Origin of the sequence: Arthrobacter sp. ok362, from assembly GCF_900102785.1 — a bacterium.
Classification (GTDB): domain Bacteria; phylum Actinomycetota; class Actinomycetes; order Actinomycetales; family Micrococcaceae; genus Arthrobacter.
This window is the reverse complement of the sequence record NZ_FNGC01000009.1, coordinates 63645-80320: the sequence shown is the minus strand read 5'-3', so window position 1 is coordinate 80320 and position 16676 is coordinate 63645. Positions and strand designations below refer to the sequence as shown.

Annotated in this window: 14 protein-coding genes and 1 pseudogene; 8 read left to right on the top strand and 7 right to left on the bottom strand. The window is 61.9% G+C overall.

Going from position 1 to position 16676, the window contains the following annotated elements; genetic code table 11:
* The first annotated feature begins 107 nt into the window (after positions 1 to 107).
* From BLQ10_RS12980 to BLQ10_RS12970, 3 genes are all read left to right on the top strand, one after another.
* The gene (locus tag BLQ10_RS12980) at positions 108 to 332 is read left to right on the top strand and encodes a helix-turn-helix domain-containing protein (protein WP_368086520.1); all 225 of its coding nucleotides are present in this window, start codon (positions 108 to 110) and stop codon (positions 330 to 332) included.
* A gap of 571 nt (positions 333 to 903) precedes the next feature.
* On the top strand, positions 904 to 1551 hold the full coding sequence (locus BLQ10_RS22070) for a hypothetical protein (RefSeq protein ID WP_139164230.1): 648 nt from the start codon (positions 904 to 906) through the stop codon (positions 1549 to 1551).
* Between the two features lie 7 nt (positions 1552 to 1558).
* Positions 1559 to 3187, top strand: coding sequence for an alkaline phosphatase family protein (locus BLQ10_RS12970; RefSeq protein ID WP_091562652.1), 1629 nt, complete (start codon positions 1559 to 1561; stop codon positions 3185 to 3187).
* A gap of 484 nt (positions 3188 to 3671) precedes the next feature.
* Here the strand turns inward: BLQ10_RS12970 and BLQ10_RS22065 are convergent, their stop codons facing one another.
* Positions 3672 to 3950 carry a hypothetical protein gene (locus tag BLQ10_RS22065; RefSeq protein ID WP_139164229.1) on the bottom strand — a complete coding sequence of 93 codons (279 nt, stop codon included), beginning with the start codon at positions 3948 to 3950 and terminating at the stop codon, positions 3672 to 3674.
* A 1055-nt stretch (positions 3951 to 5005) separates the two neighbouring features.
* On the opposite strand from BLQ10_RS22065, the gene BLQ10_RS12960 reads away from it, so the two are divergent.
* On the top strand, positions 5006 to 5230 hold the full coding sequence (locus BLQ10_RS12960) for a helix-turn-helix domain-containing protein (RefSeq protein ID WP_091562646.1): 225 nt from the start codon (positions 5006 to 5008) through the stop codon (positions 5228 to 5230).
* Between the two features lie 102 nt (positions 5231 to 5332).
* Here the strand turns inward: BLQ10_RS12960 and BLQ10_RS12955 are convergent.
* The 3 genes and pseudogenes from BLQ10_RS12955 to BLQ10_RS12945 all read right to left on the bottom strand — a co-directional run.
* Positions 5333 to 5647, bottom strand: a pseudogene (locus BLQ10_RS12955) (transposase); the annotation flags it as partial.
* Positions 5648 to 5671: 24 nt separating this feature from the next.
* The gene (locus tag BLQ10_RS12950) at positions 5672 to 6229 is read right to left on the bottom strand and encodes an ATP-dependent DNA ligase (protein WP_091562979.1); all 558 of its coding nucleotides are present in this window, start codon (positions 6227 to 6229) and stop codon (positions 5672 to 5674) included.
* A gap of 75 nt (positions 6230 to 6304) precedes the next feature.
* Positions 6305 to 6493 carry a hypothetical protein gene (locus BLQ10_RS12945; RefSeq protein ID WP_091562644.1) on the bottom strand — a complete coding sequence of 63 codons (189 nt, stop codon included), beginning with the start codon at positions 6491 to 6493 and terminating at the stop codon, positions 6305 to 6307.
* 1353 nt (positions 6494 to 7846) lie between these two features.
* Between BLQ10_RS12945 and BLQ10_RS12935 the strand changes: the two genes are divergently transcribed.
* The 4 genes from BLQ10_RS12935 to BLQ10_RS22060 all read left to right on the top strand — a co-directional run bounded on the left by BLQ10_RS12935 (position 7847) and on the right by BLQ10_RS22060 (position 13837).
* Positions 7847 to 11371 carry a hypothetical protein gene (locus BLQ10_RS12935; RefSeq protein WP_139164228.1) on the top strand — a complete coding sequence of 1175 codons (3525 nt, stop codon included), beginning with the start codon at positions 7847 to 7849 and terminating at the stop codon, positions 11369 to 11371.
* Between the two features lie 584 nt (positions 11372 to 11955).
* Entirely contained in the window at positions 11956 to 12855 is a 900-nt protein-coding gene (locus BLQ10_RS12930) for a GlcNAc-transferase family protein (RefSeq protein WP_091562638.1), read from the top strand.
* Positions 12852 to 13454 (top strand): prolyl hydroxylase family protein, encoded by a 603-nt coding sequence (locus BLQ10_RS12925; protein ID WP_091562635.1) that lies wholly within the window; start codon positions 12852 to 12854, stop codon positions 13452 to 13454. The genes BLQ10_RS12930 and BLQ10_RS12925 overlap by 4 nt, the downstream gene beginning before the upstream one ends.
* A 74-nt stretch (positions 13455 to 13528) precedes the next feature.
* Positions 13529 to 13837: a hypothetical protein gene (locus BLQ10_RS22060; protein ID WP_175558606.1), complete on the top strand. Its 309-nt coding sequence runs from the start codon at positions 13529 to 13531 to the stop codon at positions 13835 to 13837.
* Between the two features lie 296 nt (positions 13838 to 14133).
* On the opposite strand, the gene BLQ10_RS12920 is transcribed toward BLQ10_RS22060, so the two are convergent.
* The 3 genes from BLQ10_RS12920 to BLQ10_RS23100 all read right to left on the bottom strand — a co-directional run bounded on the left by BLQ10_RS12920 (position 14134) and on the right by BLQ10_RS23100 (position 16558).
* Positions 14134 to 14790: a helicase associated domain-containing protein gene (locus BLQ10_RS12920; RefSeq protein WP_091562977.1), complete on the bottom strand. Its 657-nt coding sequence runs from the start codon at positions 14788 to 14790 to the stop codon at positions 14134 to 14136.
* Positions 14791 to 15146: 356 nt separating this feature from the next.
* Entirely contained in the window at positions 15147 to 15902 is a 756-nt protein-coding gene (locus BLQ10_RS12915) for a DNA/RNA non-specific endonuclease (RefSeq protein ID WP_254785545.1), read from the bottom strand.
* A gap of 407 nt (positions 15903 to 16309) precedes the next feature.
* The gene (locus BLQ10_RS23100; protein WP_368086519.1) at positions 16310 to 16558 is read right to left on the bottom strand and encodes a helix-turn-helix domain-containing protein; all 249 of its coding nucleotides are present in this window, start codon (positions 16556 to 16558) and stop codon (positions 16310 to 16312) included.
* Positions 16559 to 16676: the final 118 nt, after the last annotated feature.

The following is a 16676-nucleotide window of genomic DNA, read 5'->3' as shown; positions in this document are numbered from 1 at the left end:
ACCAGGGACGAGCTGCAACACCGGAATGAGGTGGATTGAGAATACCGAAACGGACAGAGGACGTGAACGAGAACCTAGGGCCGACGCCGGGACCCGTGTTTCCTAGGATGCTGACCTTGGAGCAGGTTCAGGAGGTCCTGAACGTCAAAGGCTCCCTCGTCTACTCGCTGGTTCGCAGTGGTGAGCTCCCTGCAGGCCAGTTCGGTGGACGCGGTGCGTGGCGGGTCCGCGAGAGTGACCTGATGGCGTACATCGATGCAGCGTTCGCGAAGACCGCCGAGCGCATCGCAGCCGGTCAGATCAAGGACGATGACGTCACCGCGGAAGACTAAAAAGAACACAGATACGACGAAGGCCGGCACCCTCGAAATGGTGCCGGCCTTCGTCGTACCTACCCACCGGAGCCGCTTGTGGTCTATGGCTGAAAAGAGCCAACCGGAGCGCCCTGCCGACGTCGGGGCGGCGTGTCTTGGATGCTTCTATATCCGTCAAGTCGGGCAGCTTGGGAATCGGCGGCTATCGAAGGAGTCTGTCAGTCCAGAGTGGTTGAGCCAATCAGGTGGATACATGGGGAAGGACCCGGAACTGGGGCTTCCACAATCGTTAGCCTTGATGCGTGAGTATGGTGCAACGAACGTTCGTGTTGGACGGTCTGGAGTACGAGTTCGTGGAGGTTCCCCGAACCACGCCGGCCAGCATGCCCTGGTTGGGAAAGCAAGTTGCAGCCGGCGGCCGCCTCCACGACCAAGCACACAGGCCCTTCCTCCGCGTCTTCCCGCATGGCGCCCGCTGCCGCGGCTGTCCTTACGCGGCCCCCGAACTTCTCCACGGCCCCTTGTGAGCAGCAGACGATTCGTGGTAACACCGATTCTCAGAGCAGTCCAGAGTGGGAAGGATCCCCCAATGGTCGACACCGTCATCACAATCGGAAGACAAAACCTCCACGCGAACTTTCGCAGCATTGACGATACCCCCACGGGCGATCTCCGCGAGATCTCATTCCCATGTCATTTTTCCGACGACGCGATCAATTCTGGGACGCTGCACGGGCCTCCTCCCAGCATCCGCGTCCAATGGTGGGGCACGGTCTCCCCGGCCGACCTACGAATCGAACTGATTCCTCCAGGCCTTCCTCCGGAAAGGCTCCTGGCTAGGATGCAACGGACGCTCGTCCCATGGACAGTAGAGCGAACCGGCGACGAAACGAGCGGCCAGTCGGCCCGTCCTAGTAGTAGCAGAACATCCAGGAGGCTCGTCATCGACGATCCGTTTGAGCATGACTGGGGGCTCGGTGGAGAACTGGCTCCCATCGACCCAGGAGATGGCCGCCCGCCGGGTAGCGGCGGGGGCGGGGGCGGAGGCCAGTCTTACACCCGCACCATAGATCCACGCACTGACCCGGTTGGCAGCTGGACGCTTCGTGTCCGGTACTTCGGAGTGGAAAACACCGATCTTTACTTCACAATCGAGTACCCCCACACCATTCAAGTTATCGAAGAGACGCGCATCGCTCAACGGCGCCCTCCAACACACGTCGAAGTTCATCTATGACACCATCATGCATCTTGCCGAGCGCGACCATGTGATGTACCAGCTCCGAGCGGACAACGACGCATTAATTGTCAAACACCACCGCAAGCCCGGCGTCCGGGACTTCCTAGACGACTTGAGCGACACGAACGAAGCTCCGGAAGATATTGAAATCGCCCGAGTGTCCACTGCGACAGACTTCTTGAACGATCTAACCGCCAGGGCGCCAGCGGCAGAGGCCTCGGACGATGCGGAAGAGAGTGGAATCCTCCCACATACCTCCTCCACAGAAGGGCCACCCGCCGTCCCGCACGAGCGAGGAAATTCACCAACAGTAGCCTCTTCGCATGATCAGACGCAGGACGCGAGTGACCATAAGATCGATCACATCGTCTTCCTGATGATGGAGAACAGGTCCTTTGACCACATGCTTGGTTATCGCGGTCTTGCCAACCAGGAAGTAAATGGGCTGAGCGGCAACGAGTTCAACAGACTTACGGCAGACATACCTCCATACCCCGTTTTCCATTACACGAAGACATACGGCATTCCGAGCCCGGACCACGGCATGGACGCGACGCTCGAGCAAATTGCCCAGGGCGCCATGTCTGGATTTGTTCAAAACTATGCAAAGAACGATCCCGGCAACGATCTGCGGCTGGTAATGAGTTACTACACGGGCCAAGAACTGCCTATGTACGAGTTCCTTGCCAACAACTTCGCAATATGTGACAGCTGGCACAGTTCTCACCCAGGCGAAACGCAATGTAACCGATTCTGCGCTAGCACGGGCCGAACACCTGAACTCGATAACCTCGACATTACTGACCCACGGATTGCCTACTACCGCGCTCGGACCGTGTTCGATGTACTCACGGAATCCGATGTGGACTGGGCATACGTCGAAGGAAATATCGGTTTCATTCGAATGTTCGATCGATACCGGCTCGACACTCAGCGGGTAATTCCATACCGGGACGACTCCGGATTGACATCAGACACTTTCATCGCGCGAGTCGAGCAGGGGCACCTGCCCTCGGTTACATTTATCGACCCCAACTTTATTGACATCCCTCCAGCTTGGGCCGCGAACGATGACTTGCCGCCAGCCGATGTGTGTCGGGGGCAAGAACTCGTTCGCGGATTGTACGACGTCCTCTCAAAAGCTCCGACATGGGATCGCACACTCCTCGTGATCACCTACGACGAGCACGGTGGATTTTTCGACCATTCCGTGCCAGCCGGGATGCCTGGCTCCGCGCACGAAACTCCACTGCCTCGCGTGCATCCAGACGGGGCCGACCACCTGGGCCTACGAGTCCCCACATTCATAGTGTCGCCATGGATCGACGCCGGGACAGTGATCAAAACACTGTTCGACCACACATCAATCATCAAGACAATCGTCGAGCGCTTTGCGCCGGCACAGTTCCCCATCGCCGACGTATTTGGCGAGCGCGCGGCCTCTGCGAACGGACTCCTTACCGAACTAAATCGGCCCACCGTAAGACAGGACAAACCCCCAATTCCCGGATTTGAATGCCACTCACGTACGTCTCCTCCTGGTCCAGCTGTTCAACTCGACCGGACCGACTTCGTTACCTCGATGAGGCTCCTCGGCCTGCCCCCTCTGTATCGCGGACGGGCCGTGATCTGATCACACCTGATGGGGCCGGGCACCCCAAGCCGCCGGAACACCGCAAAGACCCAATCTAAGCGGGCATCTCGGCGGCGGTAAGGGGAGCAACAATGCTACTGCCCGTGGACCGACGGCCGAGCCCCGCGCGGGCCGATGTGGGTCGTCCCTGCTGGAAGAGACCTGGCCACGGCGGCGGGGGAGGCGGCAGCGCTACGTCTTGGACCATGGGAAACGTTGCCGTTGGTGACCGGCAAGTATCCAGGCTGTGCATGCTCGCCGGACGCGGTGGTGAGTGAAGAGTCCCAAGGTTTCCTGGCGATTGTGTGCCGCCGGTCAGCTGGGTCCCGTCGTCCGGATGTGTGCGGGAAAAGCCCGAAGGAATCTCAATAGGGATTGTCAAGGACAATCGGTGCTCCCTGCCGGGCTTCACACGATACTTCCGGGCAATCCCACCGTCGCTGAGCCAAGCCGTCACCAGCCGGAACCCCATCGTTAAAGCTTCCTAGAAGGCAGCCGGAGCGATGACGATTTTCGGTGTGAATACGACCGTGTTGCTACCGTTATTGCGGTAAGTCGTCAAGAGTAGAACAAAATTGGTGACGTCAGTGGACGCCCATTCTCTCATAATTTCAACACTGGACGGGAAGTTATTCGGCGACGCCGAGATTCTCATCCATCGGCTGGCATTGAGATTTGCACCCCAGCTGATATTCCAGGTAGTTTCCTGATTTGCCTCGAGGGTTATCGACGGGCCGACACCCACGTTAACCTCTACACTCATCGAAGTCCAACCTTTCCCATAGAGCGAGCCATGCGCAAGGGCCGTCGCTCCTGCCCCGCATACCGCTCGCAACACGTTCCGCACGTCAACTGGTTGCGCGGGGCGTTCTGACTTGGATCTTGCCCCGGAGAAAATCAACCAGTCACAATCAAGTCAAACGGCGGGGCTCGGAACGCCTTCGGCCTGAAGACGACAGTATTACTACCGTTATTGTGGTACTCAGCAGCCATCCAGATAATTTGATTCTGGTCTGTATAAGACCAGCGCCTCGTAATCTCTATACTCGACGGAAAGTTATCCGGTGACGTTGCCAGCTGCATCGTTCTATACCGCGTGAAGAATGGTGAGTTATGCCCAAAACGTGCGGTTTCCCCAGGTTCGAGGGTGATTGCACCATACGTGAGGACATCGACTTCATCAGACATATTAATCAGCCCTCCGACGTCGCTCTACGGACGAGTGCCGGAGATGAGCCTTGCACATCCACTTTGAGCGAATTGTGCCGCTCTAAAGGGGTCATTTCTTCGTAATCCCCGGGAACGTCGAACTCTGCTGAGGCCTGCCCCGGCGAAGGCAAAGGTGTAAGCGAGGGTTCATCCGGGCCGCTTGCGATCTCTGCTGTGGCGATAATATTGCCGTCTCCGTCATATACTACGTGAATTCTCATTGCACTCCTTCCAGAACTCGCTGCAAAATCAGCAGAATGTACCCATCCAATCACCCGTCAATTAATTCGACCGGCAGGGAGACCCAGGTCGCGCAGAGCTCACCCTCGGGCGAGAAAAGGATCTGTTCGGACCTGTCATCTGCCGGCTTTGCGAATCCAACGAGTTGTGGCGCAAGACCCGGAAGTCCCTCGGCGAGGGACCATGCGAATTCCTCACCGCTGTACGACCTATTCGACATTGCAGCCTCCTTGGAAGGTTTCTATTCAGTGTGGACCCCTGGCGTTACTCGGGCGTTACGACCGGAACCGGGCCCACGCCGGATCCCTCAATCGGCCACGGGCACCACCCGGCCGCCCGGCCTGGCTGGCTTACTGATTCACAGCCAGGATGCTGACGCTGGAGCAGGTCCAGGAGATCCTGAACGTGAAGAGTGCACTGGTTTACTCGCTGGTCCGCAGCGGTGAGCTTCCTGCCGGTCAATTTGCTGGAAGGGGTGTGTGGCGGGTGCGGGAGAGTGACTTGGTGGCGTATATCGACGCGGCGTTCGTGAAGACCGCGGAGCGCATTGCGCCGGGACAGATCCCGGAAGACGACAGCCCCGCGGAATACTGAACAGGCTGCAGAACGAACGAAGGCCGGCACCGCGAAAAGGTGCAGGCCTTCGCCGTGTCCGCGTACCGGAACTTCCTGGGGGCAGTAGCGTGCTGCGGACTGGGCTGCGAGGTAGAAGGCGTTGAGGAGCCGGCGGTCGTAGCGTTTGGGCCGGTGGTTTTCGCCGCTGATGCGTCCGGAGTCCCGGGGAACTGGAGCCAGGCCGGCTACGCGGGCCAGGCGGGCTGCGCTGTCGTACGCGGTGACGTCGCCGCCGGTAGCGGCGAGGACTTCGGACGCAAGGAGCGTGCCGAAGCCGGGCATGCTGAGCAGGATCTCGGCGTGCTGGTGTTCTCGGAACCGGGCTTCGATCTGCCCATCGACCTTCGCGACTTCTGCATGAAGGTCCAGCACGCTGCGAGCCAGCGCGGTGACTATGTAGCGGCACTACCCTGAACCGGTTCAACCGGGACAAGGAACCGAGGAACGGGCGTCTGGTGTGTAGGGCTGGTCGTTGCCCTTGATGACCAGTCCGTCGATCCCGGTTTGGGGCAGGTCTTCAAACCACCTGGCCGCCTCGTCCGGATCCGTGGTGACGGGGGAGAGCGAGAGCGGAGGCGCCCACCCGCGGGCCAGTTCTTCCAGGAGCGCCCGCCGCTGACCCAGCGGCAGCGCCCTCGCATCATGTCCGGCCACGGACAGAACATCGAAGCCGACGTAACTGGCCAGAGTCTGACGCACCAGCCCGGGCACGGTCTTAGGGCCGGCACCCAGGCGCTGCTGCAATGCGGAGAAGTCCAGCCTGCCCCCGGCCCAGATCACGGCTTCGCCGTCGACCACGCACCTGGGCGGGACCTCTGACGCGAGGGCTGCAGCGAGCTCGGGGAAGTACCCGGTGAGCTCCTTGCCCTGCCTGGACCACAGGGTCACACCGGTATCGTCATGGAACGCGACGCAGCGGTAACCGTCCCATTTGGGCTCATAGGACAGACTCCCGGGCAACGCATCAGCTCGTGGCATCCTCGTGACGGCCCGAGCCAGGGCCACCTTCAGCGGGGGACAAGGCCCGCCGGCAGCCCGGACCCGGACGGCGGTCTAGCTACGGCCATCGAGGCCTTCCAGCGCCTCCACCTCGGCGGCGTCCAGCAAGGCTGCCGAGTCGTCGCCGGTGGCCCGGGCCAGATCGTCCAGGGATTTGAAGTGGACCCGGGCAAGGGTGATTACCACCAGCTCAAGGAAGGGGGTGCCGTTGCGTCGTTCCAGGCCGTTCCGATAGTCGAGCATGCGCCCTTCCAGGGCGCCGGGGTCCTTCGGATTCCTCCGCGGCGAGCCGCGTCAGCGTGAGGGCGGCCAGGTCCGGGTTGTCGTAGATGCCAGGATGGCGATATGGCTGCGCCTGGGGGCTGCACTTCGACAGGGGCCATGAATATCCAGTTCGCCGCTCTGGGTGCCGTGGGATGGGCATTGACAATCGGCATTCGCGTGAAACGATAGTCCCGGTTGACATCTCCCACTCGTCACATTGGCGGTAATGCCATCGGAAGCGGGCCTGGTGCCGATCCGACAGATTCGAGTAGCTGCCTCCCGTAGCCGGCCCGTTTCCGCCGAACGATTCTCGTGTTGGGCACCGCTAGCTCGCTAGCTGTGATTCACATAAAGGCGAGGGGGGCCGTAGTGATTCTTAATGGTGATTCGGCTAGCGGGCATCCACATGGCACTGGCGAACCAGACAGCGACGCGCAGGATCGCGAAGCTCCGAGCGCATCGGGTGAGGTGATTGGTCTACCCACGGCACTGGGCGTCGGTGTCCAGCTAACCCTCCTCGAAGCTGGCAGGCGAGTTGCCATATCCGACGGGACACGCCTAACGATCTACCAGCTCACCGCCAGCGGCCCTGCCATACTGGCGCGTCGCGCATTCGATCACGAGCTGTCCGGTGAGATCACGGCGATCGCCGATAGCGCACTAGGCCCAGTCGTCGCGGTCGCACACGACCACGCAAGTACCCTGCTGCTGTTGACCGACGGCGAGCGTCAGGTAGTCGTCTACGACGCAGCTAACCCAATAACACATTTGGCCGCCACTGGCGCCGACGCGTATATCGTCGAGGAGGCTCATTTTCCAGTTCTCTTGCGAATCGGTCTGCGCGAACGCAAGACTCTCGCTCGAACCTCGCTCGAGCACAGCCAGGTTCGACTCGAACCACGCCAACAGGGAGGAGTCCTGCTCACAGACCGTCGCGCACGCGCGACGAAGGTTCTATCTGCCGCTTTGAGCGAAGACCGCGACGCAACGCCGTGGCAGTCGGTGTCCGTCCACCAGCGCGGGACGCCATGCAGTTGCCAAGAGGGGGACAATCGCCCAAAGGGCGGTGGCTGCTACTCATGCGTTCCGGTCTGCAGCCGGCCAGCGCACCCGGGGGGTGTCGGGCAAGGTGAGCCGAGTGGCCAACCGTCGGTTGGGACCCCCGGCGGGCATCCGGGCCGTCAGCCTGGCACCGGCGACGTCGCCGTGGAGACGCCGCAGGGCGGCGTGGTCACCGGTGACGGCGCCCGCGTCGACCACCACCCTCCGAATGGGATCGGGAAGGGCCCCTGCGGGCGCAGTCTTCTCTACACTGTCGACACGCTTCGCCGCGTGGGCGCCTACTACCTTGCCGCCGATGCCGGCGCCCACACCATGTCACTGCTCTCCGACGACATGAACCTTCTCTTCGAGTGGTCGGGCGGACGCCACGGCATCCACGTCGCCGCGGCGCCGGATTCAGCGGTCATGCTGAGCCTGCGCGGCAGCACCGAGCGGTGGAGCTTCACCGACGTGCACGCCGCCGCCACCCGGTTGCGCCCCGAGTTGAAGCGTCCCGTATTCGTCCCGATCGAATCAAAGACGTTCTACGGCAGCGAAACCCACGTGATGTCGTACGGCCAGCCCAGCGCACCGACCAAGATCAAGGCGCTTATCCTGCCGGTGATCGAAGGCGACCAGACATACAGCTCACCGGATCTGGCCGGGTTCACCGCATACATGACGCGCACCGTGGGGCCCCGGCTGCGCGACTACTACGACGAGAACTCTTTCGGCCAGCTCACAGACGTCAGCGTCGACGTCTTCGGCGGGAACGCCGGGCCCACGGGGAGACCGCTGAAGCTGCCTAGGCACAAGGTCGCCGACTACTATTTCCCCGATTACGATCCGGCCCGCGTCGACTTGATCCGCCCAAGTCTGACCGGCACCGAAACCGTGCAGTTCGACGGGCGTGAAAGCCTCGTACTGGAATCTGCGCCGCTTACCGGAGGCCTGCCGGCCAAGACGCTGACCGTGCCGTTCTTCGCGATCGGCTTCCGACGCGACATCGATCTGTACCCGGCGCAAATCAAGTTCGTCGGCACCGAGAAACTTCAGTTTGAAGTCAAACTTCCCGATGGCATGTCAAAAACCGTTACGTTGGTGTTCACGGCCAAGACGATTGACATCGCAGACGACGGTCAGGTCACCGCCAAGCTCAACGACCTCGCCGGCTACCTCGACGGCGTAATGGCCGCCGCCGAGACCGTTTCCGGCATCGCCTCCCGAGCGTTTGCCGCACCGAAAGTGGTGCGGATAGCGGCGGTCGGACTGCAATTCGGCGCGCTAGTCGTCACGTTCGCCGGCACAAAAACCGTAGGAGGAAAACTCTCCGTCACCTCATCTTCGGCCACACTGGCGGGCGCGGACCCGATCGGTCTGGCCAGCACACTGAGCGGCACCATCCCGGTCACCAATACGTTTACGCTGGAACGCTATCTCGACGTTGCAACACTGCTGGCACAGGAGGCCGCCGGCGCCGGCTATAACGAGCGCCGGCTCAGCCCACCGAGTGCAGCCTTCACCGGCGGCGCGCTGACGACTTCGTTCGCGATCTCTGATCGCTTCGGCGGTCCCGGTGCCACCGTCAATCTCAAGTCCAGCTCTGGCCTTGAATCGCTTTTCACCACAAGCAAAACCGTTCCCAACAGCGCCACGACGAAGAACCTCAAGCGATCGCTGCGCGACCGCGGTCAGCTCTACGAGGACGCGTTCAGCGCGGCAGTGCAACGGCTGCGAGACAACGGACGCCCCACTGACGCGTTCAAGGACTACACCGCTATCCTGGTGCTACCGGTCGAACCGGGGGCCCCCAACCCTTTCGACCCCAACGCGGTCCTGCCCTCCGAGCTGTGGAATGTCACCGCACTGTTCCGTCCGTTCGACCTCCGTGGCGCCGAAGACATCACCACTGTCGTCGACAAGACCGACAAGAAGGTACAGGCCCAATGCGCATGGGCGGCGATCTTCATGCCGAGCGGAGTTCCAGACACCCCGATGATCATCCACGAAGTCGGCCACGCCCTCGGCTACGCCGACCTTTACTTCCAAGAAGGGTACCGCGACGAGCTGAGCTACCTCGGCGACTGGGCCATGATGGATAACCATCCCGGCGAGCCGCATCACTGCGGCTATCACAAACTACAGTCTCGCTGGATTCCCGACGGCGCCAGCACCGAGGCCGACTATGCCAGAGTATTTCCCCTCGGGCTTCCCGACGCAGACCGGACCCGCACCTGGGAGCTGCTACTGGTGCCGCTTGAGGTGTGGCGCGACAGCCTGGTCGCATCTGCGCGTGCTGCCTTCGCGGTAGGGGCCAATACACCCGTCGTGCAGCTGGGATACATCGACTTCGGCGGCGACGGCGCCACCTTCGGCCTCATCGAGGCCCACCAACGCGGCGCCCGGTTCAGCCACAACTTGCCAGCGCCCGGCGGCGGTGTGCTGATAACCAACTGCATCTCCTGGACACTGGACCAGCGCTTCGCCACTAACAACTTCTACCGGCGCCCGGTGCAATGGCTCAACCCCGCCAACGTGCTGCACAACGCTGGTGACAGCTTCGACTTGGCGCGCGCGCCTGAGCTTCCCGTCAAGGGCATGACCGTCGAAGTCCTCGACACCAAGCTCGTCGAGGGCGACGCCAATGTGTACCGGATTAAGGTAACCCGGAAGAACGCGGAGTTCGTCGACCTTTATTTCGAAAATCCGCCCGTCTACTACAAGAACCCGGATCTGTGGGTGGATTGGCCGGGCGACAACAAGCCGACACCGCGCGACCTGACCCCTACCTATGGCCTCGGTCAACCCACCGACCAGGGTCAAACCGTCTATGTGCCGCCGACAGGTGTCGAAAAGCATTGGATGGTAGCGCGACTTCGTAACCGGGGGCAAGTTAAAGCGACCGATGTCAAGCTGAATTTCTTCTACTTCGAGCCACCCGGCGCCGGGGATGGCCAAAAGCCCATGGAGGTCAACAATCTCTCCGCGTATCACCTGATCGGGTCGACGACACAACCGGAGGTTCCCGGCGGCAACGCAGCACAGCTGGTCCTGCAGAATTGGGATGTGCCGGCGGGATTCAGTGGCCACACCTGCTTGCTGGTGCAGATAGAGGACTACCGCATCCCCGAGGATTCATCAGGCGCTGCGCTTGGCTCTGACGACGTATGGATCGCCAACAACCACGCGCAGAAGAACGTCGATAAGTTCGAGGCAACCAAGAACAGCCCCTACGCTCCAACCGAATTCGACTTCAGTGTGCGCAACGAGGGCGTGGGTCCGGAAGTGGCCTACCTCGAGCCAGACGGTCTCCCTGCGGGTATGACCCTCACCATTACTCCGCCGATACAAACTATTCCCGCCCGGTCAACCGTAAGGTTCCACTGTTTACTAGAACTCGATGATGCCGTCATCGAGTCCGGCTGCGCGAACGACCAGCGCTTCCGCATCCACGCCTGGCGTCAGGACCCAGAAAGCTCTGCCCGCTGGGGTGGTGTCGAGTACGAGATCCGTCCACGCCAACGCACACAGGCCACGTTGAGCGGTACCTGGGACGGTGCGAACAACGTGGTTTTCTCCGGCGTCGTGGCCCCGGACCCAGGCGGCGGAAGGGTACGCGTACGTGTTCAATTCGGCGATCACGCCGCCGAGTGGAAGACCACCAGCTTGCAGAGCGGAGGCGCCTTCTCGTGGGCAGGCGCGGCTCAGGGGGACACATTCATCGCCGAGGCGGTGGCCTGGTTCGACGGGAACCGGACTTTCAGCAGCGCACGCTCCGCGCCAGCACAAGCGAAGCACCCACCGGTCATCCATTGAACCCCAAAAGAAACTGCAAGCCGTCCTCTCCATGAGCACGAGGGGTGACCGCCGAAGGGACACGTCTGGGAATGGTCGTAGAGTCCCGATTGTCCGTCGTCGCGGCATTTGTCTTTGGGCAAGAGACGATCCCTTCTAGGTGTGCTGCCGCCATGGCGAAACGAAGTGCTAATCCAAGCTCCCAGAAATGACTGTGGGTGAGGAGCCGAAGCTCCGCACCTTTTGCGCGTGGTACGCCCCGAGTGTGAAATCGTCGGGCAGCCTCCCGGCGCCGAGTCGGGCGAACACCCGGCATCACACACCCCAGGTCGGCCCCCGTCAGGCCCTCCAGATGGGCCCAGGACAATAACGACCTCAAACCCGTCAGCCCGAATGCCGGTAACAGACCCCGCCGGAGCCTGCCGGGCCCGTTACTTTGCCCTTGCAGGGAGCCATGGCACTCGCACAGGCTGCGCGTTCCGTCGCGTAGATTCGTCTTAATCGGCCGAAGAGCGCTAGTCAATATCCATAACAGGTCTCTTGTCGCTCACATTCTCAGGTGAAGACACTAACCAGCGGTGGAGTGTGCTGCTATCATCCCGGTTATGGACAGGGGGATCCCTCCGGGGAGCGCGCGGATTTTTGTTCAGATTCCGGCCTACCGTGACAACGAGTTGGGTCGTACCCTGGTGAATCTCTATCGCATGGCGGAGCATCCGGAACGCCTGCGCACCGTCGTTCTTTGGCAGAAGGCCCCCGAGGACAAGCTCCCCCGCGATGTGTACGAGCTGCCGAACTTAACGATACTGGAGTCGCCGTACCAGCTCAGCCGTGGACCGAATTGGGCAAGGCATCTAATCCAGGCTGAAGCCGGAGGCGAGGAATTCACGTTATTACTGGATTCCCATCATCGATTCTCTCGAGGATGGGATGAGCTGGCGCTTCATATGCATGCCAGTCTTCAAAGAGCGGGGGTTAGCAAACCGCTTTTAACGGCCTATCTGCCGTCCTACATTCCGGGCGGAGGGTCCCGGGCGAGGCGTCGGGATGCTTCCAAGATCTATCCTTGGAAGCGGGACCAGGGGATTCTCACTCGACTAATCAGTTATCCCATTTACAATTGGCAGGCGCTTGACCAGCCAGTTTCGGCTGAGTATCTTTCGCTGCACTTTATTTTTGCCCGCGCGGAGTTCAATAGAGAGATCGCATTCGATCCGGACATTTATTTTTTTGGGGACGAGGTAGCCACCAGCATGCGCGCCTATACGCATGGTTGGGACATGTTCCATCCGCACCGGATCATCGGCTGGCACGCCTACAGCCGGGCGACACGCCAGCCACACTGGGAGACCCACCCCGAGTGGAGACAGGTCAACCAAGACTCCCTGGACCAGTTGCGTGCACTGTTTACCGAGTCGCCGCACCGCCGGCGCCTTGTGGGCTGCCAGCGCAGTGTTGGCGATTATGAAGCATTTATCATGCATCAACTGGTGGAGCCCCGATGAGTCTAGTCCAGGACGTTGCTCTCAATGGAATCGGCTGGGAGGAGTGTTTTCTTTCCTCGAAGCGATGCCGAAAGATCGTCGAGGAACTCAAATTTAGCCTCTGGCGGGAGAGCAAGGTCGTTGACAAGGGCGAAGGCGACTCCCTGGTCAGCTTTACCAGTAACAAGCGCCAGAGTGTCAGCGCCGATCAAGGCTGGTTCGGCCCGGAGTTGATGGCCCACCTAGTCAAAATCGAAAACCGGGTCTGTGGCCTGTTCGATACCGAGCCGTCCTATTTGGAGTTATGGCAGGCGATCCGGTACCGCAACGGTGGAAAGTTCGAGCTGCACCATGACGGTGGACTTTTTGGTGGTGAGGCCGCCGGCGAGAGGGCGCTGACATTCCTGCTGTACCTACAAGGGCCGAAGCAGGGTGGGGAAACGTACTTTCCGGAACTGGACCTGCTGATTCCACCTACGGCGGGGAAATTGGTGGTGTGGAATAATCTGCGTCCGGACGGAACCACCGACGACAGATTCAGGCACGCCGCTACCCCCGTGCACCGAGGACGCAAACTGGTGCTGACAACGTGGTCAAGACAGCGCCCAATCAGAACGTAGACGGTGCAATGCTGCGGGAGTAGGCTAGGGCCCTCGCGCCCCCGTGGGAGGGACGCCTTCTCAGGGGACAAATGATGGCAGGCGAAGAAGAACTTGTGAAGCGAGTTATTGCCAAGTATGGACCTGTGTTGGATCTGGATAATCGCCCTCAGGAACTGATCGATATCATCCGCACGTTTCAATTCGAAACAGAATTAGACGATGGCGGCTCACCTGGTGGTGTTCCTCCACAACCGCCACCACCACCACCACCTGGTCCCACAAGCTTTGAAGGAGAATCCGCTCGATTGGATGAAATCATGCGGGCTGTACTTGACATAGCTCGTCGGATTTCCAAGAGCAACAAGGATATCAAGGCGATCAGGGGGCACCTCGGCATTTAGGCGGCGACCGGCCCGCACGGCTGCATCAGATGCAAGCGCCGCCCTGGACGCACTGGCCGATTCACCGTGAGTATCCCGTGAGCAGGACGTCAGCCACACGTTTCTCCGACTAACCCCCAGATTATTCACCGTCTCGGCCCGGTAATGCATGTAGCCGCACGTGCTCACGAAAGTTCGCCTCCAAGGGGGCGTGGCGCTGCTATCCCACAGTTGATTTGGCGAGGGCGGGCGTTCGTGCCCCTGCGATATGCATTCGCGCACGAGGCCTGCTGAGGAGCAGCGACTGGCACAAACACTTACTGCCGGCGAGGGCGGCCTCGGGTCCTCCCCGTCTGCCATCCGGGAGCGGCGGCGTCCAAAAGCTTGACCTTCACAGAGTCGAGCTCGCCGCGGCGCCGTTTGAAGCGCTGGGTGTGGATCCAGACTCCGAGAGTGTGTTCGCGCTCTGACTCATAATCGTGGTGGCGTGGCCAGTCCTGGCCTTCCTCGCGGAAGTCCACGAGCTGGGCGAGGCGATGGTGCCAGCGGGCTTCATCCTCAACTTCCCTGCGGTTTTCGAGCCACCCCGGTACCCGGGAGAGACCGGAGCTGTAGGCCGGGTCCAGGGTGCCTTCGGCTGCTTCGCGCCGGCGTTCGGACAGCCACCGCGCCATCGACCTTTCGCCCCGGTTGCCGGAACGGCCTTCAGGCAGCCGGCCTTCGGCCAAGGCCCAGGCGACGACCTCTTCCATTCGGGCGAGATCCGTGGGGGAGGGGAACGGCACGGGTGCGGCGGCGGAGGCGGCCTGGTGCTCGGCCTCGAGCCCGGGGTCTTGGCGGCGGGCGATGGCCAGGTGGTATCCGACGGCGGCGGGCTCGGCGCGGACGAGGGCAGCGATGCGTTGCCGGCTCAGTCCGAGCCGGTACATCAGCACCCATTCGGCGTCCGGGGCGCGCCGCAACAGCCTGTCCATGGGCCCATCCTGCCACGGCCCTCCCCGCAAGTCGGGCGTGCACCCGGCCCTTGGGCACTGCTTATGGCGGTCCGCTGATGCGGCCGGTGGCCCGGTCTGGTGTGGGCCGGCCGTTGCAGGGCTTTGCCGTGCCCAAACTGTTGTTTTTGCCACCGTCGGGGCCTGCCTTCCGGGGTGGCTTCGGTGCCGGAAGTTAGGCCAGGTCGGGGGGCAGTCCCTGTCGTTGAGGCCGAAGTCCAGATCGAGGTCCAGCGGCGAGTTCAGCGGTCTCCAGGTGGAGGTGACTGGTGCGGTGGTCAGCGCGCGGGAGATTGGCATCCGGTCTGGGGCTACGAGCTGGTCCAGGTTCAGGCCTGTCAGGGCGGCAATGTCTCGGACGGGGACCTGGAAGGTGCGGAACGGGCCGAGCGGGGGAGCCTCGTCGATGGCGCCGGGCCGCGGAACGTCGGGCAGGTTCGCGAGCTCGGGTGTCTGTCCACGATGTAGCCGGTTGCGGCGAGGTCCCCGTGGTGGAGGAAAACGGCGACCTTGAAGAACTGCAGCGGGATGTTTACGCTCCGGTAGGCGGGGTCGGTGTCGCTGAAGATCGGGCCCGTGAACACGACGAGCCGCCGGCCGTTGTCGGCTGCGTTGTCCTGCAGGTAGGTTTCCAGTCCGAGCCAGAGGCTCAGGCCCTGGTTGAAGGTTGCCGCCTGGGGCGCGGCGTTCGTGTAGTGGAAGGTGTCCTCGTTGGCGCGGGCTGCCTCGTCCCGGGTCTCGCCCCAGACGGCTGAGGCCCGGCGGACCAGGTGACCGCGGTCAATGTCGTTGCGGGCGTAGACCCTCTCGCAGGTCTGCTGGTCTTCGCCCAGCGGGGGATCGAGCCGCCACCGGATGCCGGAACGGTCCAGGTCCATCAGCTTCGCCCCGTCAATCCCCAGGGCCGTCACCGCGGCCAGACGTTCGTCCGGCCGCATGAGCACCGAGAAATGTGTGTAGGGCAGAAGGACCGTCTCGACCCCTGCCAGGGTCGGAACGGGCACCGGCACGCCGAGGAAGGCGGTGTCGAAACCGGACCGGCCCGACAGATCGCGTGCAGCAGCGGAGCCCGGTCCCAGCAACAGTTCATCCATGCCCGGACCCTAACAGCCGCCGCTGACAACGAAGTGAATGAGCTGGCCGTTCAAGGGTCCAGAGCCCGAAGGCCAGGACGGGAAACCCCCGGCCAGGCTGCCTACAGGTCGGCAGGGACGTCCGGCGAGATCACCGTAGGACGCGGTAGCGGCTCCGGGCCGCCACAACTGCGGATCGCCACGACGTCGCGGGGTGCAGCGGTCCGGCGCGGCGGGGGCGCCCGGCAGGGGCTAACCGGAGCAATCACGTGTCCTGATGCCGATGTCCGGTCTGAACGACCACGCGCAAGCTGAAGCCACTTAATCATTCCAGATAACGGACGCCACAACGGATGCCAAAGTTCCGGGGCCCTTGCGGTGGCTATTGGGGCCTGTACGTGGGCGCTCTTCCTGGTTTCCCCTGCGGGCTACCCGCCCATGGGTCGCCGACCGCCTCGGTACGGGGAAATCGTTGCGGCGGAATCTGGTGGGAGCAGAAGCTGGCTCACTGGAACATCGAGAACGTCCGCGATATCCCAAAGTCGCTCGTAAGCCACGCTCTTCCGGCCCCACTCGATCCCTATGATCATGTTCCGGCTCAACCCGGACTCCAGTGCCAACGCTTCCTGGGAGAGTGCCTGTTCCAGTCGCAGCTCTCGTATTCGCGCCCCGACCATCGTCCGGCGTTCCGTCCACCGCTGTATCTGCTCCTCGGAGGACTGGTGCGGACGGGTGGGCATTTATCCATGTCAACTGACATTGTCAGCCTTGTCTGCTCTACTAGTGATACATGCA